The organism is Exiguobacterium sp. s57 (assembly GCF_018617685.1).
Taxonomy (GTDB): domain Bacteria; phylum Bacillota; class Bacilli; order Exiguobacteriales; family Exiguobacteriaceae; genus Exiguobacterium; species Exiguobacterium marinum.
Genome location: NZ_JACSKR010000001.1, coordinates 769,737 through 796,288, shown reverse-complemented (window position 1 = coordinate 796,288; position 26,552 = coordinate 769,737). Strand labels below are relative to the sequence as shown.

At 45.9% G+C, this 26,552-nt stretch carries 27 protein-coding genes; 25 read left to right on the top strand and 2 right to left on the bottom strand.

Translation table 11 applies throughout. The features are described from left to right. Positions 1–96 precede the first annotated feature (96 nt). From pfkA to coaE, 11 genes are all read left to right on the top strand, one after another. Entirely contained in the window at positions 97–1,065 is a 969-nt protein-coding gene (pfkA, locus tag KNO98_RS04100) for a 6-phosphofructokinase (RefSeq protein WP_026825605.1), read from the top strand. A 92-nt stretch (positions 1,066–1,157) separates the two neighbouring features. Further along, the gene (pyk, locus tag KNO98_RS04095) at positions 1,158–2,900 is read left to right on the top strand and encodes a pyruvate kinase (protein WP_026825606.1); all 1,743 of its coding nucleotides are present in this window, start codon (positions 1,158–1,160) and stop codon (positions 2,898–2,900) included. 67 nt (positions 2,901–2,967) lie between these two features. Continuing rightward, a complete protein-coding gene (locus KNO98_RS04090) occupies positions 2,968–3,432 on the top strand; it encodes a DUF441 domain-containing protein (protein ID WP_026825607.1) in 465 nt (154 codons plus the stop codon). A gap of 185 nt (positions 3,433–3,617) precedes the next feature. Further along, positions 3,618–4,730, top strand: coding sequence for a citrate synthase (gene citZ, locus KNO98_RS04085; RefSeq protein WP_214699151.1), 1,113 nt, complete (start codon positions 3,618–3,620; stop codon positions 4,728–4,730). A gap of 99 nt (positions 4,731–4,829) precedes the next feature. Then, complete coding sequence (gene icd / locus KNO98_RS04080; protein WP_026825609.1) at positions 4,830–6,098, top strand: NADP-dependent isocitrate dehydrogenase; 1,269 nt, start codon at positions 4,830–4,832, stop codon at positions 6,096–6,098. A 34-nt stretch (positions 6,099–6,132) separates the two neighbouring features. Further along, entirely contained in the window at positions 6,133–7,065 is a 933-nt protein-coding gene (gene mdh, locus KNO98_RS04075) for a malate dehydrogenase (protein ID WP_214699146.1), read from the top strand. Between the two features lie 184 nt (positions 7,066–7,249). Then, entirely contained in the window at positions 7,250–7,951 is a 702-nt protein-coding gene (locus KNO98_RS04070) for a response regulator transcription factor (protein WP_026825611.1), read from the top strand. Then, the gene (pnpS, locus tag KNO98_RS04065; protein ID WP_026825612.1) at positions 7,948–9,675 is read left to right on the top strand and encodes a two-component system histidine kinase PnpS; all 1,728 of its coding nucleotides are present in this window, start codon (positions 7,948–7,950) and stop codon (positions 9,673–9,675) included. The genes KNO98_RS04070 and pnpS overlap by 4 nt, the downstream gene beginning before the upstream one ends. Positions 9,676–9,882: 207 nt before the next feature. Continuing rightward, the gene (gene polA, locus KNO98_RS04060; protein WP_214699144.1) at positions 9,883–12,477 is read left to right on the top strand and encodes a DNA polymerase I; all 2,595 of its coding nucleotides are present in this window, start codon (positions 9,883–9,885) and stop codon (positions 12,475–12,477) included. A 21-nt stretch (positions 12,478–12,498) separates the two neighbouring features. Further along, entirely contained in the window at positions 12,499–13,326 is an 828-nt protein-coding gene (mutM, locus tag KNO98_RS04055) for a DNA-formamidopyrimidine glycosylase (RefSeq protein WP_214699142.1), read from the top strand. A 13-nt stretch (positions 13,327–13,339) separates the two neighbouring features. Next, positions 13,340–13,948, top strand: coding sequence for a dephospho-CoA kinase (gene coaE, locus KNO98_RS04050; RefSeq protein ID WP_214699140.1), 609 nt, complete (start codon positions 13,340–13,342; stop codon positions 13,946–13,948). A 144-nt stretch (positions 13,949–14,092) separates the two neighbouring features. Here the strand turns inward: coaE and KNO98_RS04045 are convergent, their stop codons facing one another. Next, entirely contained in the window at positions 14,093–14,575 is a 483-nt protein-coding gene (locus tag KNO98_RS04045; RefSeq protein WP_214699138.1) for a site-2 protease family protein, read from the bottom strand. Positions 14,576–14,732: 157 nt separating this feature from the next. On the opposite strand from KNO98_RS04045, the gene KNO98_RS04040 reads away from it, so the two are divergent. The 8 genes from KNO98_RS04040 to KNO98_RS04005 all read left to right on the top strand — a co-directional run bounded on the left by KNO98_RS04040 (position 14,733) and on the right by KNO98_RS04005 (position 22,879). After that, on the top strand, positions 14,733–15,764 hold the full coding sequence (locus KNO98_RS04040; RefSeq protein WP_214699136.1) for a glyceraldehyde-3-phosphate dehydrogenase: 1,032 nt from the start codon (positions 14,733–14,735) through the stop codon (positions 15,762–15,764). Between the two features lie 231 nt (positions 15,765–15,995). Further along, the gene (gene speD, locus KNO98_RS04035; protein ID WP_026825618.1) at positions 15,996–16,382 is read left to right on the top strand and encodes an adenosylmethionine decarboxylase; all 387 of its coding nucleotides are present in this window, start codon (positions 15,996–15,998) and stop codon (positions 16,380–16,382) included. A 112-nt stretch (positions 16,383–16,494) separates the two neighbouring features. Further along, positions 16,495–16,866 (top strand): hypothetical protein, encoded by a 372-nt coding sequence (locus tag KNO98_RS04030; RefSeq protein WP_214699130.1) that lies wholly within the window; start codon positions 16,495–16,497, stop codon positions 16,864–16,866. A 12-nt stretch (positions 16,867–16,878) separates the two neighbouring features. Further along, positions 16,879–17,346 carry a transcriptional regulator NrdR gene (gene nrdR, locus KNO98_RS04025; RefSeq protein WP_012726705.1) on the top strand — a complete coding sequence of 156 codons (468 nt, stop codon included), beginning with the start codon at positions 16,879–16,881 and terminating at the stop codon, positions 17,344–17,346. A 40-nt stretch (positions 17,347–17,386) separates the two neighbouring features. Then, on the top strand, positions 17,387–18,739 hold the full coding sequence (locus KNO98_RS04020) for a DnaD domain protein (protein ID WP_026825620.1): 1,353 nt from the start codon (positions 17,387–17,389) through the stop codon (positions 18,737–18,739). A 4-nt stretch (positions 18,740–18,743) separates the two neighbouring features. Beyond that, a complete protein-coding gene (gene dnaI, locus KNO98_RS04015) occupies positions 18,744–19,658 on the top strand; it encodes a primosomal protein DnaI (RefSeq protein ID WP_214699128.1) in 915 nt (304 codons plus the stop codon). 301 nt (positions 19,659–19,959) lie between these two features. Further along, positions 19,960–21,903 (top strand): threonine--tRNA ligase, encoded by a 1,944-nt coding sequence (gene thrS, locus KNO98_RS04010; RefSeq protein ID WP_214699122.1) that lies wholly within the window; start codon positions 19,960–19,962, stop codon positions 21,901–21,903. Positions 21,904–22,006: 103 nt separating this feature from the next. Continuing rightward, positions 22,007–22,879: a DUF1002 domain-containing protein gene (locus KNO98_RS04005; RefSeq protein WP_214699121.1), complete on the top strand. Its 873-nt coding sequence runs from the start codon at positions 22,007–22,009 to the stop codon at positions 22,877–22,879. Between the two features lie 30 nt (positions 22,880–22,909). Here KNO98_RS04005 and KNO98_RS04000 read toward each other — a convergent pair whose 3' ends face one another. Continuing rightward, complete coding sequence (locus KNO98_RS04000; RefSeq protein WP_026825624.1) at positions 22,910–23,119, bottom strand: hypothetical protein; 210 nt, start codon at positions 23,117–23,119, stop codon at positions 22,910–22,912. Positions 23,120–23,460: 341 nt separating this feature from the next. Between KNO98_RS04000 and infC the strand changes: the two genes are divergently transcribed. From infC to KNO98_RS03970, 6 genes are all read left to right on the top strand, one after another. After that, on the top strand, positions 23,461–23,991 hold the full coding sequence (gene infC, locus KNO98_RS03995; RefSeq protein ID WP_034770961.1) for a translation initiation factor IF-3: 531 nt from the start codon (positions 23,461–23,463) through the stop codon (positions 23,989–23,991). A 30-nt stretch (positions 23,992–24,021) separates the two neighbouring features. Beyond that, positions 24,022–24,216: a 50S ribosomal protein L35 gene (rpmI, locus tag KNO98_RS03990; protein ID WP_012726697.1), complete on the top strand. Its 195-nt coding sequence runs from the start codon at positions 24,022–24,024 to the stop codon at positions 24,214–24,216. 28 nt (positions 24,217–24,244) lie between these two features. Beyond that, positions 24,245–24,604: a 50S ribosomal protein L20 gene (gene rplT, locus KNO98_RS03985; protein WP_012726696.1), complete on the top strand. Its 360-nt coding sequence runs from the start codon at positions 24,245–24,247 to the stop codon at positions 24,602–24,604. Between the two features lie 86 nt (positions 24,605–24,690). Beyond that, a complete protein-coding gene (locus KNO98_RS03980) occupies positions 24,691–24,945 on the top strand; it encodes a hypothetical protein (protein WP_214699119.1) in 255 nt (84 codons plus the stop codon). A gap of 24 nt (positions 24,946–24,969) precedes the next feature. Then, positions 24,970–25,452, top strand: a complete 483-nt coding sequence (locus KNO98_RS03975) for a dUTP diphosphatase (RefSeq protein WP_214699117.1) — start codon at positions 24,970–24,972, stop codon at positions 25,450–25,452. Between the two features lie 19 nt (positions 25,453–25,471). After that, positions 25,472–26,551: a M42 family metallopeptidase gene (locus KNO98_RS03970; protein ID WP_214699115.1), complete on the top strand. Its 1,080-nt coding sequence runs from the start codon at positions 25,472–25,474 to the stop codon at positions 26,549–26,551. Position 26,552 lies beyond the last annotated feature (1 nt).

The window sequence follows — 26,552 nt, the reverse complement described above, 5'->3', positions numbered from 1 at the left end:
CCTATGCATTTTTTTCACATACTTGTGTTGTAAAACAAAGGTCAGACATGGTATTTTATTTTCAGATTTCGTTAAAACACATAAGAGGTGAGTGACGTGAATTTAAAACGTATTGCGGTATTAACAAGCGGAGGAGACGCTCCTGGAATGAACGCAGCTGTCCGTGCAGTGACTCGAAAAGCGATTTTCGAAGGTCTTGAAGTATATGGTGTATATAACGGCTATCAAGGATTAATCGAAGGTGATCTAGTCGAGTTAAACCTTGGATCAGTCGGCGACATCATTCAACGTGGAGGTACGTTCCTTCGCTCTGCACGCTGTCCTGAGTTCAGAACAGAAGAAGGTCGAGCAAAAGCAGTTGAACAGTTGAAGAAATTCAACATCGATGCTCTCGTGGTCATCGGTGGAGATGGCTCTTATCGTGGAGCTCAAAAATTAACAGATCTTGGATTCCCAACAATCGGCCTTCCGGGTACAATCGATAACGATATCCCGGGAACGGATGCGACAATCGGTTTTGATACAGCGCTCAACACAGCGCTTGATGCGATTGACAAAATTCGTGACACGGCTTCATCTCATGAACGTACGTATGTCATTGAAGTGATGGGTCGCGATGCTGGTGATATCGCACTCTATTCTGGTCTTGCTGGTGGTGCAGAGTCGATTCTCGTTCCAGAACGTCCAGAAGATTTGAGCGCAATTGTGGAACGAATTAACCACGGAATTGCACGCGGTAAGAAGCACTCAATCGTCATCGTTGCTGAAGGTGCGGGAAGTGCGGAAGAAATCGGTAAATTGATTGCCGAGAAGACGAACTCAGAAACACGCGTCACGATTCTTGGACACATTCAACGTGGTGGTTCCCCAACTGCTGCTGACCGTGTACTTGCAAGTCGAATGGGCGCATACGCTGTTGAGATTTTACTTGAAGGAAAAGCGGGCCGGGTCGTCGGAATCCGTAACAACAAGATGATGGATCTTGACATCGATGAGGCGCTCGACAACAACAAGCACACGATTGATATGCAATTGATCGACCTTGTCAATCAGTTGTCGATTTAAACGATTCACCATGTAGGGAGACGGGAACCGGTCAAAGGCTCCCCGTTTTCCATATGTAAGTTGCACCATATCCCCTAGGAGGTTTTTATATTATGCGTAGAACGAAAATTGTATGTACGATTGGACCCGCTTCAGAGAAGCGTCTTCCTGAAATGATTGAAGCTGGAATGAACGTTGCCCGTCTCAACTTCTCACACGGTGACTACGAAGAGCACGGCGCACGTATCCGTGACATCCGTGAAGCTGCAAAAACGGCTGGTAAAGTGGTAACAGTCCTTCTTGATACAAAAGGTCCAGAAATCCGTACTCATACGTTTGAAGACGGAAAAGCCCTTCTCGAAAAAGGAAAAGAAGTCACAATCGTCTCAACTGAAGAAATCGTCGGAACGAAAGATCGTTTCTCTGTGACGTATGAAGGACTTTACGATGATGTAGAAATCGGTTCGCACATCATGCTCGACGACGGTCTCATCGGACTCCGTGTCGTTGAAAAGCTTGAAAACCGTGACCTCCGCTGCGTCATCGAAAACGAAGGAATCATCAAGACGAAGAAAGGTGTAAACTTGCCAAACGTCAAGGTAAACCTTCCTGCCCTTACAGATAAAGATATCGCGGACATCGAGTTCGGGATCTCACAAGATATCGACGTCATCGCAGCATCGTTCGTACGTCGTGCATCAGACGTGGTAGAAATCCGTCAACTTCTTGAAAAACATAATGCATCACACATCAAGATTTACCCGAAAATCGAGAACCAAGAAGGTGTTGACAACATCGACGAAATCTTGGCAATCTCTGACGGTTTGATGGTTGCCCGTGGTGACCTCGGAATCGAGATCCCGACGGAAGAAGTAACACCGGTTCAAAAAGAACTCATCAAGAAGTGTAACGACCTTGGTAAACCTGTTATCACAGCGACACAAATGCTCGATTCGATGCAACGTAACCCGCGTCCAACGCGTGCGGAAGCATCAGACGTAGCAAACGCAATCTTGGATGGTACAGATGCGGTCATGCTTTCTGGTGAGACAGCAGCAGGTGACTACCCAATCGAGTCAGTTCAAATGCAAGCGGCCATCGCTGAGCGTACAGAACGCATGCTCGACTACAAAAACTTGTTGAAAGATCGTCAGAAACGCAGTGAGCACACGGTGACGGATGCAATCTCACAAGCGGTTGCCCACACAGCAATCAACTTGAACGCAAAAGCAATCTTGACGCCGACACAATCAGGCTACACGGCTGCTCGTACGGCGAAGTATCGTCCTGAAGCGAACATCATTGCGGTAACTGAATCTGAGCGCGTAGCACGTCAATTGAACCTCGTATGGGGCGTATACCCAATCGTGGCTGAGACGATGCCAAACAACACGGATGAAATGTTGGTTCAAGCATCTGAAGCAGCTCGTCACGAAGGATTTGTTACTGACGGTGACCTCGTTGTCATCTCAGCCGGAATTCCTGCGGCAACAGCTGGTACGACGAACATGATGAAAGTCCACATCGTTGGTCATGCTCTTGCTGACGGACGTGGTATTGGCGAGCGCGGTGTGGTCGGTGAAGTCGTGGTCGCGAATAATGCGGATGAAGCAAACGCAAAAGCGAAAGACGGAATGATTCTCGTCGCACCATTCACAGATAAAGAAATGATGCCTGCAATCGAAAAAGCGGCTGGAATCATCACAGAAGACGGTGGATTGACGAGCCATGCAGGTATCGTTGGACCATCACTCCGTAAACCGGTCATCGTAGGTGTAGAGGCAGCAACATCTTCACTTCGTGACGGTCAAATGATTTCAATCGACCCACTTACAGGTAAAATCTACAACGCATAATTGAACGACAATCGAACCGGCCTTCTTCAAAGGTCGGTTTTTTTTCCGTTCAAAGAAAGGAAACATAATGAGTGCTTATCTTTTTTTATTGATGCTCGTATTAATCGGTGTCATTTCAAATAATCAATCGGTTATTATCGCAAGTAGTGTTTTGCTAATTATTAAAGCGATCGGTTTCGGAGATCAATTATTCCCCACACTCGCATCCAAAGGAATCAGTTGGGGCGTGACCATCATAACGATTGCTGTCCTTGTTCCGATTGCAACCGGAGACATCGGGTTTAAAGAATTGTGGAATAGTATTAAAGGGCCGGTCGGAATCGTGGCATTTGCTTCAGGAATGTTCGTCGCCATTGCAGCGGGACAAGGTGTGCAGTTGATGCGTGTCGACCCTGTCGTTACGACAGCCCTCCTCGCAGGTACGATTCTAGCGGTTGGATTCATGAAAGGGATACCGGTCGGACCGCTTGTCGGAGCTGGGATTGCAGCATTGATTTTAGGTGGATATCAAATCATTGAAAAATGGTTTTGATATTTTCTGACAACTGAAGCCGCTTACATTTCTTTTTTGCAATAAATTGTTTATACTATATAAAGGACAGGGTAAACGGAGACTGGGCGAATGAAGGGGAAAGGCCCATCCCGTATCCTTATTCCCTACAAACAGACTGTTTTTACGGTCGATCACTTTTAAACAAGACTGAGGGGGAGTTATGAATGTCAACGACAAAAGGGTTAGAAGGTATTGTGGCAGCAGCCTCAAAAGTCAGCTCAATTATTGACGGTCAATTGACTTATGGAGGATACACCATTGATGATTTAGCGGACCACGCCACATTTGAAGAAGTAGTTTTCTTATTGTGGAACGACCGCTTACCAAATGCAGAGGAATTGACAGCGCTATCAGAATCGCTTGTAAAAGAAGCGACATTACCTGAAGAGGTGATTGATACGTTAAAACGTGCACCGAAATCAGCCAATGCGATGGCGACGATTCGTACAGCACTCTCACAACTCGCTCTATATGATGAAGAATCTGAAGACATGAGTGACGAGGCGAACATGCGTAAAGCGATTCGTCTGCAAGCTCAAGTTGCGACAATCGTGACAGCTTTCGCTCGTCTTCGTAAAGGGGAACAACCGGTTGCCCCCAAACAAGGTCTTTCTTATGCGGGTAACTTCTTGTATATGCTAAACGGGGAAGAGCCGAACAAAGTAGCAGAAAAAACGATTGATAAGGCACTCATTTTACATGCAGACCATGAATTGAACGCCTCGACATTCACAGCACGCGTTTGTGTGGCGACACTATCAGACATGTACTCTGGCGTCACGGCGGCGATGGGAGCACTCAAAGGACCACTTCACGGTGGGGCAAACGAAGCAGTTATGAAAATGCTTCACGAGATTGACTCGGTTGATCGAGTTGAAGAATATGTTCGTGGTAAATTCGAGCGCAAAGAAAAAATCATGGGCTTCGGTCACCGTGTTTATAAGGACGGCGACCCGCGCGCGAAGCATTTGAAAGAAATGAGTCGCCAATTGACTGCTCAAATCGGCGAACCGAAATGGTATGAAATGTCTGAGAAAATCGATCATCTCGTCGAAACAGAAAAAGGATTGAAGCCGAATGTCGATTTCTATTCAGCTTCGACGTATTATGCGCTCGGTCTTGAAGAAGATTTATTCACACCAATCTTCGCTGTATCTCGTATGTCTGGATGGATCGCACATATCCTTGAGCAATACGCGGACAACCGTTTGATTCGTCCACGTGCGGAATATGTCGGTGAAACGAGCCGTAAATATGTTCCTGTGAACGAACGTTAATTCGGGACACATTTTAGACAAAAGTTTGGTAAACTAACAAGTGACGTAGGTCGGCGCACGCGTCGACCTACAGTAATGTACTTAGGGGGATTCATTATGTTGACACAAGGACAAAAGATTACAGTTGAAAACGGTGTATTAAACGTACCGAACGTACCGACCGTACCATTTATTATCGGTGACGGCACGGGCCCTGACATTTGGAATGCGGCTGTTCGTGTATTTGACGCTGCAGTTGAAAAAGCATACGGCGGCGACAAGAAAATCGAATGGATGGAAGTATACGCTGGTGAGAAAGCATATAACGAAAAAGGCGAATGGCTTCCGACAGAGACACTCGATCAAATCCGCGAGTACTTGATTGCGATCAAAGGACCACTCACGACACCAGTCGGTGGTGGGATTCGGTCATTGAACGTTGCGCTTCGTCAAGAACTTGACTTGTATACTTGCCTTCGTCCAGTTCGTTACTTCACAGGTGTTCCATCACCAGTAAAACGTCCTGAAGATACAGACATGGTCATCTTCCGTGAGAACACAGAAGATATTTATGCGGGAATCGAATACGCTTCAGGAAGCGATGAAGTGAAAAAGCTCATCAACTTCTTGCAAGATGAGATGAACGTCAATAAAATTCGTTTCCCAGAGACATCAGGGATTGGCATCAAGCCGGTTTCTTCTGAAGGAACAGAACGTTTAGTCCGTGCTGCAATCGAGTATGCGATTGCGAACGACCGTAAATCCGTTACACTCGTTCACAAAGGGAACATCATGAAGTTCACAGAAGGCGCATTTAAAAACTGGGGCTATGCTCTTGCTGAAGCGGAGTACGGCGACAAAGTCTTCACATGGGCACAATACGACCGCATTAAAGAAGAGTCTGGTGAAGCGGCTGCGAACGAAGCACAATCAAAAGCAGAAGCTGAAGGGAAAATCATCGTCAAAGATTCAATCGCTGATATCTTCCTTCAACAAATCTTGACACGACCACGTGAGTTCGATGTCGTTGCGACGATGAACTTGAATGGTGACTACATTTCAGATGCCCTTGCTGCACAAGTGGGTGGAATCGGGATTGCACCTGGTGCGAATATCAACTACATCACAGGACATGCAATCTTCGAAGCGACACATGGTACGGCTCCGAAATATGCAGGTCTTGATAAAGTAAACCCATCGTCAGTCATCCTTTCTGGTGAGATGATGCTCCGTCACATGAACTGGAACGAGGCGGCTGATCTCATCACCCGTTCGATGGAGAAAACAATTGCTTCGAAAGTCGTCACGTATGATTTTGCTCGTCTCATGGACGGAGCGACAGAAGTGAAGTGTTCTGAGTTCGCTGATGAATTAATCAAAAACATGTAAGTCATTCGAAAGAGTCAATTGAGGGGGAGAGCTCATGATTCGTCGTAACAAAATTTCTGTAATTGGAAGTGGCTTCACCGGTGCTACTACTGCACTGTACTTGGCTCAGCGCGAGCTAGGGAATGTCGTTCTGCTCGATATGGAAGAAAAAGTTGGACCGACGAAAGGAAAAGCGCTCGACATGCAAGAAACGGCTCCGATTCAAGGGTTTGATGCTTGGGTCACAGGGACATCAGATTACGCCGATACGGCCGATTCAGACGTGGTCGTGATTACTGCAGGGATTGCCCGCAAACCAGGGATGAGCCGGGACGACCTCGTCGCAACGAACGCAAACGTCATGCGCTCGGTTGTGAAAGAGATTGCCATCCATTCTCCAGAAGCCATTCTGATTGTTCTGACCAATCCCGTCGATGCGATGACGTATGCTGCGTTTAAAGAGTCGGGGTTCCCGAAAGAACGTGTCATCGGACAATCTGGGGTTCTGGATACGGCTCGTTTCCGTACATTTGTAGCACAAGAGTTAAACGTATCCGTCAAAGATGTGTCCGGGTTCGTTCTCGGAGGACATGGGGACGATATGGTTCCTCTTGTACGCTACTCATACGCTGGGGGAATCCCGCTCGAAAAACTCATCTCAGATGAACGAATCGAGCAAATTGTGGAGCGAACGCGCAAAGGCGGTGGCGAGATCGTCCAACTATTGGGGGATGGCTCGGCGTATTATGCGCCAGCTGCTGCTATCGTGGAGATGGTCGAAGCGATTGTGAAAGATCAGCGTCGGATTTTACCTGCCATAGCATACCTTGAAGGGGAGTACGGATTCAATGACTTGTATCTTGGTGTCCCGACGATTCTTGGTAAACATGGAATTGAGCAAGTGCTTGAGCTCGACTTGACAGATGAAGAAAAAGCAGCACTTTCGAAGTCTGCTGACTCTGTCCGCTCGGTATTAGGCGTCTTATAAGAGGAAGATGCTTCCTGCAAATATGCAGGAAGCATCTTTTTTTGCGTTTTGTATCTTGTAGGGCATGCTACACTGAAAGTGGATTTGTTTTGTTTTTGTAAAGATTTGCTTTGAGGTTGGTCGTATCAAGGTTTGATTTGTAAAATAGAGAGTGACATTTGATGGATCAAGAGGAGGAAGAAGTGTGGCTGATAAAGTAATTGTTGTCGACGATGAAGTATCAATCGCGACGTTATTAAAATTTAATTTAGAACAAGCTGGCTTTGAAGTAGAAACGGCACATGATGGAAAAACCGGGTTGGAACTGGCTGAAAAAAAGGACGCCGTGCTCATTGTGCTCGATTTGATGCTCCCAGAAATGGACGGACTTGAAGTTTGCAAGCGACTTCGACAACAAAAAGTCAATACACCGATTTTGATGCTGACGGCAAAGGACGATGAATTTGATAAAGTCCTCGGTCTTGAGCTTGGCGCAGACGATTATTTAACAAAACCGTTTAGCCCACGTGAAGTGGTCGCCCGTGTCAAAGCGATTTTACGACGTTCAGGCCCACAAGAGGCGGTTGTTGAAGAGGATGTCATCCAAATCGGTGACGTTAAAATCGTAGCTTCAAACTACGAAGTGTTCAAACAAGGAGAACGGCTCGAATTGACGCCGAAAGAGTTTGAACTGTTAGCCTATCTGGCAAAAAACAAGGGTCGTGTGCTGACACGGGATCAATTACTATCGGCCATTTGGAATTATGACTTTGTCGGTGACACGCGGATCGTCGACGTCCATATTAGTCACCTTCGTGAAAAAATTGAACCGGTGACCAAAAAACCAACCTACATTAAAACGATTCGCGGACTCGGGTATAAGATGGAGGAGCCGATTTCGGAATGAAGACGTATCGTTCTAGATTCATGACGACACTTATTCTGCTCGTCACGGGCGTCCTTCTTATGCTCGGCATCGTGCTCGGACAACTGTTCAAAGACTTCTATTTAGATTCCGAACGAGACCGATTGAAAGAGGACGCTCAGCTAGCAGCCCTTTATCTAGAAGACGGAGAACTGGATGAAATACGTGAGTATGTCGGTCAAATCGATGATGGGAGTAGTTTTGATATTTTACTCCTTAACAGCAGGATGGAAGTAATTGCAGGAACACCGTTTCGTGTCGGTACAATCGATTATCAAATTGATCCGAATTTAGTACCGGATGACGGAACATTTGGTGAGGCGGATGAAGATGCATTGATTCAATTCACGAAACCGATCGATCTCGCTACAGGTGATACCGTATACCTGACATTTATCCGTTATGTGTCTGACCTAGAAGGGGTATATGATCGGATTTGGTTGACGATTGCGCTCGCGCTCGTCTTCTCGTTCTTCATCATCTTGTTCGTCCTACAGCATTTGACGAACCAATTCATTCGACCGATTGACGAGGCGACCATCGTCTTACGAGAGTTAGCGGATGGGAATTATCGCGCTCGTGTGTATGAACTGCGAAATGATGAGGAGACTGGCAGTCTGGCAGGTTCCATTAACGTCCTTGCCCGAAGTTTAGAGTCTATCTCCCTTGGAGAATCGGTTCAACGGGCGAGACTTGAGTCGCTCATCGAATATATGGGAGCGGGGCTTCTTCTAGTTGACGAACGCGGCATCGTCACATTAGTCAACCGATCGTATCGGGAGATGTTCCAATACGATGATTTATCAATTGGACAATTTTATCATGGGATATTGCCGAGTCCTGATGTCGAATCGCTCATTGAGGATGTCTATCTGACAGAAGAGGTTAACCGTCGTCAATTGTCGATTCGAACAGGTTTCAATCAGAAAACGTATATGGTGTCCGCTGCACCGATATTCAGTGACACAGGGATGCTTCGCGGGACAACGTTACTATTCAACGACATCACAGAGCTAAAGCGGCTCGAGAAGATGCGGAAAGATTTTGTGGCGAACGTCAGTCATGAACTGAAGACACCCCTTACGTCCATTCGTGGATTTAGCGAAACGCTTCTTGACGGGGCTAAAGAAGTACCTGAACTTCGTGACCAGTTCTTAGACATCATTCAAAAAGAAGCGACGCGAATGCAGATGCTTGTCGAAGATCTCCTTGAACTTTCGAGATTGGAGCGAGATGATTTCCAAATGGAGCTGGTGTCCGTCGATTTGAATCAACTCGTCGACGAAGTATGTCTCCTACTCAGTCAAAAGGCGAACAAGAAGTCGATTCATCTAGAGACACAACACAATGGAGAAGTTGTATTGCAGGCTGATTTGAACCGAATGAAACAAGTGATCATGAATTTGGTCGCCAACGCGATCAACTATTCACCGGAAGGAAGTCGCGTTGAGATTTCTGTAGAGGCGAATCCGGATTCATACAAACTTCGAGTGCGAGACAACGGAATCGGAATTGCCGAAAAAGAAGTGAGTCGAATCTTTGAGCGCTTCTATCGTGTCGATAAGGCGAGAAGTCGCAACTCCGGTGGAACCGGGCTCGGGCTTGCCATCGTGAAGCACATCATCGATTTGCATCATGCGACCATCGATGTCGATAGCGTTGAGGGCAAAGGAACGACGTTCACCATCACGTTTCCGCGGGTTTAACGATTCCTTTATCGTTCATTCATATTTACTTTACAAAACCTTGCTATTCTATGAGTGAGACCTCTTCATCATCTCGTGACTCGATCGGTGCTCATCTCCACATGGTCGAGAATTTGGCCCTTTTCTATTCGTAGAAAAGGGCCTTTTTTTTCGAACGCATGTACCCGTATGGTATGATGGACGAAGAGAAGAATGGAGGTCGATTGAATGAATAAACTACTAATCCTGGATGGGAATTCCTTAACATATCGTGCATTTTTTGCACTGCCTCCGATGTCGGACGCGTCGGGTCGGAATACGAATGCGGTGTATGGCTTTACGATGATGTTGTTAAAATTGATGGAGGACGAACAACCTACGCATTTCGCTGTTGCGTTCGATGCGTCGAAAAAGACGTTTCGTCATGATACGTTTGCTGAGTATAAAGGTGGACGTCAAAAAACTCCTGGAGAATTACGAGAACAGTTCCCGCTCGTACGTGACGTCTGTCGCGCGTTCGGCATCTCTGTCCTTGAGCTTGAACAATATGAGGCGGATGATATCATCGGGACACTCTCGAAAGATACATCATTTGATCAAGTGACGATTGTGACGGGAGATAAAGATTTACTACAGCTCATCAATGAGCGAGTGACCGTTTATTTGACGAAGCGGGGCATCACGGATGTCGAGAAAATGAACGAGGCGGCTTTCCAAGAACGATATGAAGGTCTACAGCCGATTCAGATGATTGACTTGAAAGGATTAATGGGCGATAAGTCCGATAATATTCCCGGTATTCCAGGTGTAGGGGAGAAGACGGCGTTGAAGTTGATTTCAACGTATGGCACGGTCGAAGCCCTTTACGAACATACGGATGAGCTAAAAGGGAAACAAAAAGAAAAAGTTGAGGCGAACGAGCGAGAAGCAAAAATGTCAAAACAGTTGGCAACGATTTATACGGACGTTCCATTGAATGTGTCTGTAGACGATCTCGTCTTTAAATCGTATGACGCTTCCGTCGTGAAGCCTTTATTCATGGAACTCCAATTCAAATCGTTAATCGGAAAACTGTCGGACAGCGCTACAGAAGAAACGGTCGAAAAAGAAGCGCGGCCGACAATCGACCTTTCTGAACAAGATTTGTCTCGAGCGGTCCTGTTTCTTGAGCAACTGCACGATGATTATTTCGAAGAAGAAATTGTCGGGGTGGCGATTGCATCAGAACGTGGGGTGACGATTGGTGACGTGACTTTGTTACAAGAAGAGCCGGTCAAGGAATGGATTGAAGATGAATCTAGGGCGACGGTTTGTCTCGATTCCAAACAGACAATCATTCAGTTGAAACGTCAACAGCTATCGCTTCAAGGGTACGAGGATTTACTCGTTGCCGGATACTTACTAAATCTATCTGGTGGAACGTCACTTAGTTCGATCGCTTCTCATTTCGCCTATCATCTTGAAGAAGATGAAATGGTTTATGGGAAAGGTGCAAAAATTAAAGTTCCTGAGGAAGACGCGTTCCATTCACATCTCGCTGAGAAAGCACATGCGATTTATACGTTATTTGAACGTGTCCTCTCCGAGTTGAAGGATAATGAACAGACAGAACTGTATGAGGCACTCGAAAAACCGCTCGTGTCTGTTTTAGCAGAAATGGAATGGGCAGGCATACATGTTAATATCGAAACGCTTCAACATATGGAGGCGGACCTTCGAGAACGTCTTAGTACGCTTGAGGTGACGATTCATGAGTTGGCCGGAGAACCATTCAACATCAATTCACCAAAGCAACTAGGGGTCATCTTGTTCGAAAAAATAGCGCTTCCTCCCGTGAAAAAAACGAAGACGGGATACTCGACAGCGGCTGATGTGCTTGAAAAGTTAGCGCCGCTCCACCCGATCATCGAGAAAATCATGCATTATCGAGAACTTGGTAAATTGCAGTCGACCTATGTCGAGGGATTACAGAAAGTCGTGAAGGAAGACGGCAAGATCCACACCCGATACACACAGACGTTGACGCAAACTGGACGACTCTCATCGGTCAACCCGAATCTTCAAAACATCCCGATTCGATTAGAAGAAGGACGACGCATCCGCAAGGCGTTCACTGCAAGTGAACCAGACTGGGTACTCTATGCGGTCGATTATTCGCAAATCGAACTTCGCATCATGGCGCACATGTCGCAAGATGAAAAAATGATTGCGGCATTCTTACACGACGAGGACATCCATACATCGACGGCGGCGAACGTCTTTAAAGTCTCGAAAGAAGAAGTGACTTCGCTTATGCGTCGTCAGGCGAAAGCAGTTAACTTTGGAATCATCTATGGAATCAGTGATTATGGACTTTCGCAAAATCTTGGAATTACACGTAAAGAAGCACAAACGTTTATTGATACGTATTTCGAACAGTTCCCTGGTGTAAAGACATTCATGGATGCGGCTATTGAACGTGCTCGAGAACACGGATTTGTTGAAACGATGTTAAAACGCCGTCGAAACATACCGGATATTCACTCTCGTAATTTCAACTTGCGTGGATTTGCTGAACGTATTGCCATCAATACCCCGATTCAAGGAACGGCAGCCGATATTATCAAAAAAGCGATGATTGATGTCAATCATGCCCTCAAAACGTCGCACCTTCAGTCAAAACTATTGTTACAAGTACACGATGAATTGATTTTTGAGGGTCCTGCTGAAGAGATGGAAGCATTAGAAAAACTGGTGACCGAAGCGATGGAACATACGGTTACACTCGATGTACCATTACGCGCTGACGGTGCAGTAGGAGCCACTTGGTTCGATACGAAATAAGAGGATAGGAAGGTAGTAAGTATGCCAGAATTACCAGAGGTTGAAACAGTCTGTCGTCGACTGCGACCTGTCGTTTCAGGAAAGACGATTCAGGCTGTCGATGTGCTCGACTCTAAAATTATTCGTGGACTCGATGCAGAAGAGTGGGTTCACCACTTGGTTGGAGAGACCATTATGGATGTAGAAAGGCGAGGGAAATTCATCTTGTTTAAATTAACGAACGGGTACCTCGTCTCACATCTACGCATGGAGGGGAAATTCTTTCCGTACGAGACATTCACAGAACCGGTGAAACATACACATATCGTCATCACATTCACTGACCAATCTACCCTGCATTATAATGATGTACGTAAGTTTGGTACGATGGAGTTGCGGACAAACGAAACGATTCATACGACACCGCCACTTTCATTGCTTGCTTATGAACCGTTTGACGAGCGTGTGACCGGAGAGGCACTACATCAGCGTTTAGAGCGGATGAAGTCCCGTGCCATCAAGACCGCCCTCCTCGATCAATCGATTTTTGTTGGATTGGGTAATATTTATGTAGACGAAACGCTATTTCGTGCTGGTATTCATCCGATACGAACGGCCGCGAGTCTATCAGGTGAAGAAGTAGAGCGTGTACGGGTAGAAGCGGTCGCCGTCCTAACAGAGGCAATCGAGCGTGGGGGAAGTACGATACGTAGTTATACGAACCCCGACGGTGTGACTGGAACGTTCCAAGAGAGGCTGTATGTATACGGGCGAGCCGGTGAGCCGTGTCGTCGTTGTGGTCATGAAATTGAAAAGATGAAACTAGGCGGGCGTGGTACGCATTTTTGTCCGAACTGTCAACAACGTTAAGGGGTGGGCGAATATGTTGAAAATTGGATTAACGGGTGGGATTGCAACCGGAAAGTCCACAGTGTCTCGACTGTTTCGAGAGCGAGGGATTCCGATTATCGATGCTGATTTGATTGCGAGAAAGGTCATTGAGCCTGAGGGAAAGGCAATCGAAGGTGTAAAGGCGGCATTCCCGAAATGTTTTGATGGTGATCTATTGAATCGCCCTGCATTAGGACGTGAAATCTTTCATGATGAAACGAAGCGTCAGCAATTAAACCAACTAATGCATCCTGCGATTCGCGAAGAGATGAAAGAACAGATGCGAACATACGAGACAGCCGGTGAACCGGTCGTCATTTTTGACATTCCCCTTTTATTCGAAGGAACAATGCTTGACCTCGTCGACTATTCGGTTGTCGTCTATTGTCGCGAAGAAATTCAATTGATGCGTCTCATGGAACGGAATGGGTTGACAAAAGAAGAGGCGCTCGCACGCATCCGTTCTCAAATCCCGATTGAAGATAAAAAGCATCAGGCTGATTATCTTGTGAATAACAACGGGGCATTGGGGGAGTTACCTTCTCAAATTGACCGCTTAGTCGAACAATTTAAATCCATACAAAAAAAGGCGAATGATTGAAGGCGCTGAAAAATTTTAAATGATTCTGAACAGAGGAGCGTCGTCCCAATCAGGGATGACGCTCCTCTGTATTCCTTGCTTTTTCTCTGTTCCTGTAAGGCAAGAGCAGAGGTTTTTCAGTGCCATCGAATGATCGCCTTCTTTTTAATTCAAAGGGTCGGATTCAGGCGATCCTTTTTTCCATGTATCATAAATCGCTCGGCCGTCACTTGGGTGACCACTTGAATAATAAATTGGATAGAGAGAGAAAAAGATATAGTAGAACGAGAAATAGGCGAATTGATACGTGTAAAGAGTAGGCTCGATTTCTTGTTGAAGAATAAATCCGTTTAAAATGAGAATGCTCGCCAAGTTGAAAATTGCGCCCCCACCGTAAACGAGAGAGCGAGTAACTTTATTGCTCCACTTCAAATCTGAAAACTGACACCATGCATCATAAAAGTAGACACGATTCACTTGTAGATGCCCTATTTTGAACAATTTTTTTCCGGTCCCGATTTGCATATCGAGAGTGCCTCCGAATAATCTTGCGAAGAAATAATGTCCTAACTCGTGAACCAACGTCACAATCGGTAAAATGATGAAGAACGATATGAAAAATTTATCGATATCTCCCCAATCAAACATCACAACGCCTCCTTTCTCTTTTGCTTTACGACAAGAAATTTCCCTCATTTTCAAAAAATAAACAAAGAAAAGTGAAAAAAATGTGACGATTCATAGTGAAAACGCTTACAAGTATCCGTTATAATGAAACCGTAATGTAGAAAAAGGGGGATCTAGTATGGGGACAAAAGTGGCGATTAATGGATTTGGTCGAATTGGGAGAATGGTATTTCGGAAATTGATGATCGAGGGGCGTCATGAAGTGGTGGCGATTAACGCAAGTTATCCGGCGGAAACACTCGCGCATCTCATCAAACATGATTCTATACATGGACCATTTGAATTGACCGTTCGCGCGCATGGGGATACGCTCGAAGTCGATGGGAAACGAATTGAACTGATTTCAGAACGCGATCCGTCATGTTTGCCTTGGGCGGACCTTGAAATCGATATCGTGGTTGAAGCGACAGGGAAGTTCAACTCTGATGTCGGAGCTAGACTTCATCTGGACGCAGGGGCAAAAAAAGTGATTTTGACTGCGCCGGGTAAAGGAGATTTGCGTACGATCGTGATGGGGGTCAATGATCGTGATTATCGTCCTGAAGAAGACCATATTATTTCAAACGCATCGTGTACGACGAACTGTCTCGGACCGGTCGTGAAAGTCTTGCATTCGACGTTCGGTATTGAGACGGGACTAATCACGACCGTACACGCCTATACGAATGACCAAAACAATATTGATAACCCGCATAAAGACTTACGGCGGGCGCGTGCTTGTGGTAATTCGATTATCCCGACATCGACGGGAGCGGCGAAAGCGATTGGGCTCGTATTGCCCGAACTTCAAGGGAAATTGAACGGAATGGCGCTCCGTGTTCCGACACCTAACGTGTCACTCGTCGACCTAGTCGTGGAACTCCACCGAGATGTAACAATCGATGAAGTCAATAAAGCGTTCGAACGGGCAGCGTTCGGAGAAATGACAGGCATTTTAGGCATTTCCCAAGAACCGCTCGTGTCGATTGATTTTAACGGGGACGATCGTTCTTCGATTATCGATATGGATTCGACAATGGTCCTCGGAGGAAACCATGTTAAAGTGCTCGCTTGGTATGATAATGAGTGGGGGTATTCATGCCGTGTCGTGGACTTATTAGATATGGTGGCTAGCTATCTACAAATTGGACAACGAGAAACACACGTATAAAAAATATTACGAAGAAAAAAATATTTCTGATTTTTTTAATCAAATGTCTTGTAACGACGTCCTAAACACGTTACACTCAGTTTCGTGAACTTCAATTGGTCTGACAAACGCAACTTAAAGGGTTAGGACCTCTTAGGACTAACTTTCCCCCGTGGTTGTGGGCGATTCAGGCACAAAGTGAGTGATCATCAACTACTTTGAGACCATTGATGTAAAGGGGGATCCACTAATATGGATACTATGGGACGTCACATTATTACAGAACTTTGGGAGTGCAATCCCGACAAATTAAATGATATCGACTACATCGAGCGTTTGTTCGTCGATGCTGCTCTTCGTTCGGGCGCTGAAGTCCGCGAAGTCGCATTCCACAAATTTGCGCCGCACGGCGTGAGTGGAGTCGTCATCATTTCAGAATCACACTTAACGATTCACAGTTTCCCTGAACATGGGTACGCGTCAGTTGACGTATTCACATGTGGAGATCGAATCGATCCGGCTACGGCATCGCAGTATATCGCCGAAGGCTTGGATGCAAAAGTACGTGAAGATGTTAAACTTGAACGTGGAATGGGACCAATTCGTGTTCCTGAAGCACAAGTTGCATTAACTAAATAATTCTGAAGAACCTTTTGAGGCTGGCCGTTTAACGGTCAGCCCTTTTAAATGTTTTGTTGTCGCCTTAATTTTGATATGCTTAACGTATATAACTCAAGCGTTGAGGTGAATTATGGGACTGTTAGATAAGTTACAAACACATATTGAAACGAAAGACACTCATAAAAACGAGTCATTACAGACACGCTACTATGCGGCATCTCCGAATGCCATCATACAGTGGCTAGAAGAACTCATTCAATCAAAAGATCAGTCGGTACGTCGAATCGATACGAACCGTGGAGAACTTTCATTCATCGGAGAAGGATGGGATGGACTCGTCACAATCGTACAAGTTGACGGGGGGCGTACAGCGGTTGACTTCACACTGAATCGTGAACAGCGCCTCGGTGTAGACCTTGCACAAATTGTATCTCACTACTACGAGGCACTCTCACAGCAATTCCCGCTACGTGCTATAGGAAATAAAACTGTCGAACGATAAGGAGGCTTGAGCATGCGTTGTCCGAAATGTGATCACAATGGAACGAGAGTGCTCGATTCCCGACCGGTGCAAGACCATTATTCGATTCGACGTCGTCGTGAATGTGAAAAGTGCGGTTATCGGTTTACGACATTTGAGACAGTCGAACAGACACCTCTCATTATTGTAAAGAAAGATGGAAATCGTGAAGAGTTCAGTCGTGAAAAAGTACTCCGCGGCATCATTCGGGCGTGTGAAAAACGACCGGTTACCTTAGAGCAACTTGAAGGAGTTGTGACAAAAGTAGAACAGCAACTTCGAGCCCTCGCGCAGTCGGAGATTCCGAGTGAGCAAGTGGGGGAGCTGGTGATGAATGAACTGGCGCGTGTAGATGAAGTCGCATATGTTCGATTTGCCTCAGTTTATCGCCAATTCAAAGACATCACGGTGTTCTTTAAAGAACTTGAAGATTTAATGAAGCAAGAAAATTCGACCAACTAAAGGGCGGCCTGCTGGTCGCCCTTTTTCAAGGGAGAGAGCCATGGAGAAAGAACGTACAATTTTTGGGACAGACGAACTATTGATTATGAGTACAGGTCTTGTCGACCGTGAATCGTATCAGTCCCTCTATCACCTATATCAACCGGTTATCGGGGTGAAGGCGCTCGCGCTTTATCAGACGCTATGGAGCGAATTGAAGCCCGGTAAAATGAAATCGAACTATATGTCACACAGTGCATTGTGTGAGATGTTAGAGTACTCAATCAATGAATTGACCGATAGTTTATTCCGGCTAGAAGCAATCGGATTAGTACGTACCTACAAAACGAAAGATGCCCGATTAACTCAATACGTTTATCAGTTGCGAGTTCCGCTCGCACCGCACACGTTTTTAAATGATGGGCTGTTATCAAGCTTCCTTTTTTATAAAGTTGGAGAAGTGCGTTTTAAGCAACTGCAAGGACGTTTTACAATCGACCCATTGCCGGCCGGTATCGTCGAAGTAACGAAAGACTTCAATGAAGTGTTCGACGTCAAAGGAGTCAATCACCGGGCGTTCACTCAAAAGAATTACGAAAAACCGGATCGTGCGAAGATTGAAATTAACTATTCGTTCGATATGGGCATTGTGAAAAAACTGACGAATTTCCCAGTTGGCTTTTTTACAAAAAAATTAGATGAAACAATTACGAAACTTGCGTATGTTTCTCAACTCGATGAAGAGACGATGGCCGAGATGTTGAAAGAATATTTTGTCCACGAAGCATATCTTCCGCTCAGTGAACAAGAAAAACGGGACGGCTGTCGTCAAATGGTATTGCAGCTGAAGAAGAAACAGACCCGTCACCGAAAAGAGAAAACGGTGGAACTTGAGGAGACGAAGCTTGGGGATCTTCATGACCCAGAGGTGATGGAGTCCGCGCACCCTCATCAATACGTGTCTACTTTACGAAAGACGCCACAACTCTCTAAAAGTGATGAGCAGTTAGTCATCGAACTTGTTGATACACTCGGTCTCGCTCCGGGTGTCATCAACGCGCTCTTCTATTATTGCATTGAAGTGAAGAAGCAGACTCGTCTGAACGAGAACTACGTCCTTCGCATTGCGACAAGCTGGAAGACAGCAGGCTATACGAATGCGAAAGAAGCGTTAGAGCGTGAAGAGACACAAGATGCACTGATTGAGAAGAAACAGCAAAAACGAGAAAATGGGCAACGAACGACTGTTGGGTCACGTCGTAAGAACCAACAAGGAGACATGCCGAAGTGGCTCGAGGATGAAGCGAAACAACAACGTTCTTACGATCAGGCAAGGAAGAAGGAACTCGAATCGTCCGTCCCAGATGATGCGGAGCTTGTGAAACTATTGAATGAATTGAAAGAGAAGGGGTGAGGGGATGGAACGAATCAACCAATCGCTGTCTCAGTTGATGAATCGAAAAGAAGTGCGTGAGGCGTATGAGTCGATTCGCAAACGAACTTTAAATCACCCGGGTGTGATTGCCTTTTTAAACGCTCATCCTGAGTTAGAGGAGAAAGCGATTGAAATCGGATTCACGAAACTGAGTGAGTATGCTGAACAGATGGATGGCAAAACGTTCATCGACGAACAGGCTGTCATCCCGGGTCATCAACCTGTGCTTTATGTTGATTTAGGGCAGATCGCGATTCGTTACGAAGAAACGGTCGCCCATCGGCAAGCAAGACGACAAAAGGAGATGGACCGGAAGTTTAAGAGTTTATTTTTGCCGGAGGAAGTGCGCGAGGCGAGCTTCGAATCATTTGATTGGGCGGATGATGCACGTAAAATCGCACTTCGTGAAGCTATGCGCTTCGTAACGGGAATGAAGTCGGGACAAAAAGTGAACGGCCTCTATCTACATGGTAGCTTCGGCGTAGGAAAAACGTATCTACTCGCAGCAATCGCCAACGAGTTGAAAGTGGCGGATGTCGAGACGATTTTGGTCCACGCCCCTGGCTTTGTATCAGAAGCAAAACGGAAAATCCGCACAGACTCGTTCGATTCGTTTTTAACATCGTTTCAACATGTTCCTGTTTTGTTAATTGATGATATCGGGGCTGAGGCGATTAGTCCATGGGTACGTGATGAGCTGTTTGGGATCATTCTTCAATATCGAATGATGCATCGCTTACCGACGCTCTATAGTTCAAACTTTAGTGGAGAAGAACTTGAAACACATTTTTCAATCGATGGGTCCGCACAAAATAAAATGAAGGCGCAGCGTCTCATGCAGCGGATTTCAACGACGACGACCCAAATTGAGCTAAAGGGTGAAAATCGCCGTCGGTAAAGGGATTGTATTTATTGGTCGAGTTGACTATACTAAGAACCATATAAGTGATGCATAGAAGAGGATATGAATCATTGAGACGAGTTTTAGCGAGGGAAGGGCGGTGCAAGCTTCCTAACGACGACGATGTATTTACTCCCTCCGAGCACCGTACGGGCTAATCGTGCGGCGATTCACACTCGTTATCGTGTGTTCGAGCCAAGCATATTGCTTGGGAACGAGGGTGGTACCACGAGAATCAAAGCTCGTCCCTTTTTGAGGGATGGGCTTTTTTTATATTCTTTTTTTGAGAGGGGACAAGATGTACATGATTCAATTAGCATTTCCAGATGGCGCCGTAAAGGAGTTTGAGGCCGGCATCACAGCAGAAGACGTCGCAGGCTCAATCAGCCCGGGACTTCGTAAAAAAGCAATCGCAGCAAAGATTGACGGGAAACTCATCGATTACCGTCGCCCGATTGAACATGACGGAAAAATCGAACTCGTCATGCCAGATTCAGAAGATGGCCTCGATTTGATGCGTCACTCTTCAGCACACTTGATGGCACAGGCAATTAAGCGTCTGTATGGAGAAGACAACAATATCTATTTTGGAATCGGTCCAACAATTGAGAACGGATTCTATTACGATATCGAAATGGACCGTCGAATCAACGAGGAAGACCTTCCTGAGATTGAAAAAATGATGAAACGCATCGTCGATGAAAACTTAGAGATTACACGTGAAGTTGTCTCTCGCGATGAGGCGCTCGCTCGTTATAAAGAGCTCGGAGATCCACTTAAGATCGAATTGATTGAAGACATTCCAGCTGAGGAGACACTCACAATTTATCATCAAGGTGAATTCTTCGACCTTTGCCGAGGGCCACACGTCCCATCGACTTCGAAGTTGAAAATCTTTAAATTGATGAGCGTGGCCGGTGCATACTGGCGTGGTGACTCTGACAACAAGATGCTACAGCGTATTTATGGAACGGCTTGGGCGACGAAAGAACAACTCGCAGAACACTTGCGTCTTCTTGAAGAAGCGAAAGAGCGCGATCATCGTAAACTCGGAAAGGAACTCGACCTTTTCTTCGTCTCACAAGAAGTAGGTCAAGGTCTTCCAATGTGGCTTCCGAAAGGAGCAGCGATTCGCCGTACGGTTGAACGCTATATCGTCGATAAAGAACTTGAACTCGGATATCAACACGTGTACACACCGGTTCTCGGTTCGGTAGACTTGTATAAGACTTCTGGGCACTGGGACCACTACCAAGATGACATGTTCCCGAAAATGGAGATGGACAACGAAGAACTCGTCCTTCGTCCGATGAACTGCCCGCATCATATGACGATCTACAAACACGAGCCACGTTCGTACCGTGAACTCCCACTCCGTATCGCTGAGCTCGGGGGAATGCACCGTTATGAGATGTCTGGAGCACTCACAGGATTACAACGTGTCCGTTACATGGTCTTGAATGATGGGCATACGTTTGTCACACCAGAACAGATGAAACAGGAGTTTAAAGACATCGTTTATTTGATTCAAGAAGTATATGCTGATTTCGGTATTAAAGATTATCGTTTCCGTCTCTCGTATCGCGATCCCGCCGATAAAGAGAAGTACTTCGATAACGATGCGATTTGGGAGATGGCGCAGAGCCAATTGAAAGAGACGATGGACGAGCTTGAGCTTCCGTACTTCGAGGCAGAAGGAGAAGCGGCATTCTACGGACCGAAACTTGATGTACAAGTACGTACGGCGCTCGGGAAGGAAGAGACACTCTCGACTGTCCAACTCGACTTCTTACTTCCAGAACGTTTTGATTTAACGTACACTGGTCCGGACGGGAAAGACCACCGTCCGATCGTATTGCACCGGGGTGTCGTCTCGACGATGGAACGTTTTGTTGCATACTTGATTGAAGAATACAAAGGTGCATTCCCAACGTGGCTCGCACCGGTTCAAGTGAAATTGATTCCTGTCTCGCATGTTCACGACGAATACGTCGCTGAAGTGAAGGCAGAACTCGTCAAACGTGGTGTCCGTGTCGAAACGGATCTCCGTGACGAAAAACTCGGCTATAAGATTCGCGAAGCACAAATGAAGAAGATTCCGATGACGCTCGTTCTTGGAGACAAAGAGCGTGATGAACGTGCGGTCAACATTCGCCGCTACGGTCAGCAGGAACAAGTTTCTGCGTCACTTGATGAATTCATCGCATCGCTCACAGAAGAGATTGCGAATCGTTCACGCTAAGTGAGGGACCACCTTTCCAACTAGAAAGGTGGTTTTTTTCGGTCTATAGACGGATGTGTATTTGGTCATCTACACGTATCGTAAACATAAGGAGTGATAATTGATGAATTATATGAAGCCGGTATTGGCACTTACCATCGGGACCATCGTCTTTACGGGTGCGCTTCCGAAAGTCGGGGCGGAAGCGATCGTCAACGACACGATTGTGACGCTTGGTGAATCTTTATCTTCAGAACAAGAAAAATGGGTACTTGAGCGCATGGAAGCACCAGAAGGAATCGAACCGATTATCGCGACTGCCGCGGATGAAGAGAAATATTTAGGAGACTCCGTCCCACAGGCGCAACGTGGGGGCGGCATGTATTCTTCGGCCCGAATCAAATTGACAGATGGGACCGGCCTCGATATTCAAACGGAGAATGTGACGTGGGTCACGAAAGATATGTATGCGAACGCCCTTGTCACAGCTGGTGTAACGGATGCGGATATCTATATCACGTCGCCAATTAACGTGACGGGTACGTCCGCATTGACAGGAATCATGAAGGCGTATGACCAAACTGCGGCCGAAACGGGGATCAAATTGTCTGATGAACGAAAAGAGCTCGCGCAAGAAGAACTTGCGGTCACGTCTGAAATCGGTAAGACGGTCGGTCAAGAGGATGTGGCTGGTCTCATGAATGACATTAAGGCTGAAATCGCGAACCAAATGCCGGAGACCAATGTTGAGATTCGTGACATCGTCATTCAAGTATTGAATCAAAATAACGTTCAGCTATCTGAAGGGCAGCTCGATCAATTGACAACCCTGTTCGAGAATATGCAACAAGCAAATTTAGATTGGTCATCAATCAGTAATGGATTGAAAGATGCGGGACAAGACGTTCAGGCTTTCCTCGAGCAAGAAGAAGTAAAAGGATTCTTTGCTCGTTTGTTTGAGGCAATCAGTAACTTCTTCAAATCGCTCACGAACTAAAAGGTATTAAAAAAAGGGCGTTGCCCTTTTTTAATACCACCGTTTATGAATATAATTTTGTGCCGACTCGTGATCATCGACGATTTTCAATGTGATACGATTCATTTCTTCTAATAAGTCCGTTAATACAGCTTGCAATTTTTCGTCCTCTAAGCCGTGTGCTTGCATCGTTTTACTGACAATCTGCTGAACTTGCTCGTGATAGTCATGTTCTCGTGAGACGTCTTTTCGCCAATTCATGTAAATCCCTCCTTTGATATTTGATTATTCCCTTTGAAAAGGTATTGCGAAACGAGAGAATGACTGGTATCATCATAAAAGTGTGAGCTACCAATTATTCATGCGCGACATCTTGACATCTTTTCCTGCTAGTGCTAAGATGACATAGTGATTAAAAACAACAAAGTAGAAGCACCCGCTTTTCACCTCGTCTGAGAGTCATCAGGCAGGTCCATCAAGTTCTTGGTTCATTCGGCGTCGTGTGCCGTTTTATGACCTCAACTGATGTGTGGGTGGGAAACTGCCGACGCTTTTTTTATTGCCATGTTGTCTTGTCAATCTAAATCTCGTGCAATTGCACGATGGAGGTGCTAACCATTAGCAAAGAGCTCTTTATCAACGAAAACATTCGTGCCCGTGAAGTACGTCTCATTGGCGCAGACGGTGCACAACTCGGTGTACAATCACGTAACGATGCGTTACGTTTAGCTGAAGAAGCGGAACTAGACTTGGTCTTAGTCGCGGATAAAGCAAATCCACCGGTCGCTAAAATTATGGATTACGGGAAGTACCGTTTCGAACTCCAGAAAAAGGAGAAAGAAGCGCGTAAAAACCAAAAAGTTATCCAAATGAAAGAAGTACGTCTCAGTCCAACAATCGAGGACAACGATTTCCAAACAAAGTTGCGTAACGCACGCAAGTTCCTTGAAAAAGGAAATAAAGTGAAGGCTTCGATTCGTTTCCGCGGACGTGCCATCACACACTCGGAAATCGGGAAACGTGTTTTGGACAAAATGGCAGTGGAATGTGCCGATTTGGCAACAGTTGAACAAAAGCCGAAGATGGAAGGACGCAGCATGTTCTTAGTGCTGGCTCCGAACAAAGAAGATTAATCATCGATTCTCAGTGGGGAGGAAATACTCATGCCGAAAATGAAATCGCACCGCGGTGCTTCAAAACGTTTCAAACGTACAGCATCAGGTAAACTCAAGCGTTCACACGCTTACACTAGTCACTTGTTCGCGAACAAATCGACTAAAGCGAAACGTAAGCTCCGTAAAGGCGCTATCGTATCAGCTGGAGACTTCAAACGCATTCGCAACATGATCGCGAAGTAATACAGAAACAATTTAGGAGGGAATCCATATGCCACGCGTAAAAGGCGGTTATACGACTCGTCAACGTCGTAAAAAGCAAATTAAACTTGCCAAAGGATACTTTGGTTCGAAACACATTCTATTTAAAGTAGCAAAACAACAGGTCATGAAATCACTCATGTACGCTTACCGTGACCGTCGTCAAAAGAAACGTGATTTCCGTCGTCTTTGGATCACACGTATCAATGCGGCAGCACGTACAAACGGTCTCTCATACAGCCGTATGATGCACGGCCTCAAGCTTGCAGGAATCGACATCAACCGTAAGATGCTTGCTGAGCTTGCTGTGACAGATGCACAGGCATTCGCGTCACTCGCTGAAACAGCTAAATCAAAATTGAACGCGTAATCGTTCAATCGACAGCGCCGAGACACTCTCTCGGCGCTTTCTTTTTTCTTAAAATTTTTTTAGAATGAAGAGAAGGAGGAACGTTTATGAATCAATCGATTGTGGCAATCGTTGCAATTGCGCTCATCGTCTTGAACATATACACCTATATCCAAGCCAAACGGTATACGCACGGCAATGGCGATTTCAACGTACTATACGCTTATGCGGGAGGAGCCATTGGTGCCTTGTTCGGTCTTCATTTGACTCGCAAAAAGACTGTTCATGCCCCAAAATTGCTCCAATTACAAGTATTGATTTTAGCGGTGGGCTGGTCTTTAATGATTTTAGTACTGCTATAAGTTGAAATAGAGGAGGAACATCCGGTGAACTGGACAACATTGTTTGATCGACAGCGCGAATTAGACGAGCGGATCAAAGAACAACATGGATTAACCGGTAATCAATTCGATGAACGGTTACTGGCGCTGCTTGTCGAGCTCGGTGAACTGGCTAACGAAACACGTAGCTTTAAGTTTTGGTCGAAGAAAGGACCGTCGCCTCAAGATGTGATCTTAGAAGAATATGTGGACGGTATTCATTTCTTATTATCACTTGGACTTGCGCTTGGATATGAACGAGACGTCTTTCCTGCAGGAAGCTCATATCTTGATGCGACTGATGCTTTTTTAGATATTTATCGAAAAGTGACGAACTTTGGTCTTTCGAAAACAGAAGCCATGTACGAGACGCTGATGGCAGCTTATCTTGAACTTGGTTATACACTCGGTTTTAATGAGCAACTCATATTAATGGCGTACATGAATAAAAACGAAGTAAACCATGAGCGACAAAATCAAGGATATTAATATAAAGGAGCGGATGGGTATGAATGAATCGTTACATATGTTAAAGCGTTTGACGGATGCGACGGGAGTCCCGGGAAATGAGGGGGAAGTCCGTCAATTGATGCGTGAATACCTCGAGCCGCATGTCGAGTTGTTTGAACAGGATGGGCTCGGCAGTCTGTTTGGACAAGTGACAGGAGACGCTGAAGGTCCGCGTGTCATGATTGCGGGTCATATGGATGAAGTCGGCTTTATGGTGACGCGTGTGGAAGAAGGCGGTTTCCTTCGTTTCCAGGCGCTCGGTGGCTGGTGGAACCAAGTTCTCTTAGCACAGCGCATGAATGTCGTGACACGTGCTGGTGAAAAAATTCCAGGAGTGATCGGTGCGAAACCACCGCATGTGCTTCCGCCTGAAGCACGTAAAAAACCGGTTGAAATCAAAGATATGTTCTTAGACATCGGAGCAACGTCTAAAGACGAAGTAGCTGAATGGGGAATTCGTCCGGGTGACACAGTCGTTCCACATTGTGAATTCACAGTCATGAAAAATGAAAACTTCTTGATGGCAAAAGCATGGGATAACCGCATTGGATGCGCGATTGCCATTGAAGCTGCGAAACGGTTGAAAGAAGAATCGTTCCCGGGTGTCGTCTATACAGGGGCAACCGTACAAGAAGAAGTCGGATTACGTGGAGCCGTAACGGCGGCTAACTTGATTCAACCAGATGTAGCAATCGCAGTCGATACGGGCATTCCAAGTGATACGCCGGGAATGACTCCGGCAGAAGGACTGTCAAAGCTTGGTGACGGAGTTCAAGTCATCTTCTTTGATGCGACGACGGTTACGAACCCACGCCTTGTCGATCTCATCGTTGACGTGGCCAAAGAGCAAGACATCAAGTATCAATTGGACTTAACGCCAGGTGGCGGAACGGATGCTGGGCGATTCCACCTTTCTGGAATCGGGATGCCAGCCATCGCATTGACAGTGCCGGTCCGCTATTTACACACGAACGTGTCAATCATCCATCAAGATGATTACGAGGCAGCCGTACAACTCGTCGTCGCATTGACGAAACGTTTAGACCACGAGACGGTCCAATGGTTGAAAGAGGGATAAT

What these genes read in the sequence shown, in the direction of transcription:
- infC (WP_034770961.1), top strand. Translation starts at nt 23,461, where the DNA reads ATGGAGGTGCTAACCATTAGCAAAGAGCTCTTTATCAACGAAAACATT.
- citZ (WP_214699151.1), top strand. Translation starts at nt 3,618, where the DNA reads ATGTCAACGACAAAAGGGTTAGAAGGTATTGTGGCAGCAGCCTCAAAA.
- KNO98_RS04040 (WP_214699136.1), top strand. Translation starts at nt 14,733, where the DNA reads ATGGGGACAAAAGTGGCGATTAATGGATTTGGTCGAATTGGGAGAATG.
- mdh (WP_214699146.1), top strand. Translation starts at nt 6,133, where the DNA reads ATGATTCGTCGTAACAAAATTTCTGTAATTGGAAGTGGCTTCACCGGT.
- KNO98_RS04005 (WP_214699121.1), top strand. Translation starts at nt 22,007, where the DNA reads ATGAATTATATGAAGCCGGTATTGGCACTTACCATCGGGACCATCGTC.
- KNO98_RS04030 (WP_214699130.1), top strand. Translation starts at nt 16,495, where the DNA reads ATGGGACTGTTAGATAAGTTACAAACACATATTGAAACGAAAGACACT.
- coaE (WP_214699140.1), top strand. Translation starts at nt 13,340, where the DNA reads ATGTTGAAAATTGGATTAACGGGTGGGATTGCAACCGGAAAGTCCACA.
- mutM (WP_214699142.1), top strand. Translation starts at nt 12,499, where the DNA reads ATGCCAGAATTACCAGAGGTTGAAACAGTCTGTCGTCGACTGCGACCT.
- KNO98_RS04045 (WP_214699138.1), bottom strand. Translation starts at nt 14,575, where the DNA reads ATGTTTGATTGGGGAGATATCGATAAATTTTTCATATCGTTCTTCATC.
- pnpS (WP_026825612.1), top strand. Translation starts at nt 7,948, where the DNA reads ATGAAGACGTATCGTTCTAGATTCATGACGACACTTATTCTGCTCGTC.
- KNO98_RS04090 (WP_026825607.1), top strand. Translation starts at nt 2,968, where the DNA reads ATGAGTGCTTATCTTTTTTTATTGATGCTCGTATTAATCGGTGTCATT.
- KNO98_RS04020 (WP_026825620.1), top strand. Translation starts at nt 17,387, where the DNA reads ATGGAGAAAGAACGTACAATTTTTGGGACAGACGAACTATTGATTATG.
- rpmI (WP_012726697.1), top strand. Translation starts at nt 24,022, where the DNA reads ATGCCGAAAATGAAATCGCACCGCGGTGCTTCAAAACGTTTCAAACGT.
- speD (WP_026825618.1), top strand. Translation starts at nt 15,996, where the DNA reads ATGGATACTATGGGACGTCACATTATTACAGAACTTTGGGAGTGCAAT.
- dnaI (WP_214699128.1), top strand. Translation starts at nt 18,744, where the DNA reads ATGGAACGAATCAACCAATCGCTGTCTCAGTTGATGAATCGAAAAGAA.
- nrdR (WP_012726705.1), top strand. Translation starts at nt 16,879, where the DNA reads ATGCGTTGTCCGAAATGTGATCACAATGGAACGAGAGTGCTCGATTCC.
- rplT (WP_012726696.1), top strand. Translation starts at nt 24,245, where the DNA reads ATGCCACGCGTAAAAGGCGGTTATACGACTCGTCAACGTCGTAAAAAG.
- KNO98_RS03980 (WP_214699119.1), top strand. Translation starts at nt 24,691, where the DNA reads ATGAATCAATCGATTGTGGCAATCGTTGCAATTGCGCTCATCGTCTTG.
- KNO98_RS03970 (WP_214699115.1), top strand. Translation starts at nt 25,472, where the DNA reads ATGAATGAATCGTTACATATGTTAAAGCGTTTGACGGATGCGACGGGA.
- polA (WP_214699144.1), top strand. Translation starts at nt 9,883, where the DNA reads ATGAATAAACTACTAATCCTGGATGGGAATTCCTTAACATATCGTGCA.
- thrS (WP_214699122.1), top strand. Translation starts at nt 19,960, where the DNA reads ATGTACATGATTCAATTAGCATTTCCAGATGGCGCCGTAAAGGAGTTT.
- KNO98_RS04000 (WP_026825624.1), bottom strand. Translation starts at nt 23,119, where the DNA reads ATGAATTGGCGAAAAGACGTCTCACGAGAACATGACTATCACGAGCAA.
- pyk (WP_026825606.1), top strand. Translation starts at nt 1,158, where the DNA reads ATGCGTAGAACGAAAATTGTATGTACGATTGGACCCGCTTCAGAGAAG.